The organism is Microvirga pakistanensis (assembly GCF_004458765.1).
Taxonomy (GTDB): Bacteria; Pseudomonadota; Alphaproteobacteria; order Rhizobiales; family Beijerinckiaceae; genus Microvirga; species Microvirga pakistanensis.
In genome coordinates this window covers 1-223 of the sequence record NZ_SPJX01000092.1, presented here as the reverse complement: position 1 = coordinate 223, position 223 = coordinate 1, and the positions used below count along the sequence as shown (strand labels likewise).

Sequence of the window (223 nt, the reverse complement as noted above, 5' to 3'; positions counted from 1 at the left end):
GGCCTGCCAAGGACAAACCGCCTCTTTACCTTTTTGACAATCACACCGCGGTGTCTCCTCCCGAGCCACCGCGGTTTGTGTTTGTAGGCCGCACGGCGTGCAAACGCCGACCTGGCCAGGATTGCCGGCAATCCTGGCCCGCATGGCGCGGGGTGGAGCAGCCCGGTAGCTCGTCAGGCTCATAACCTGAAGGTCACAGGTTCAAATCCTGTCCCCGCAACCA

Annotated in this window: 1 tRNA gene; it reads left to right on the top strand. The window is 61.9% G+C overall.

The window, feature by feature from the left end:
• Positions 1-146 precede the first annotated feature (146 nt).
• Positions 147-223, top strand: a tRNA-Met gene (locus E4K09_RS03025).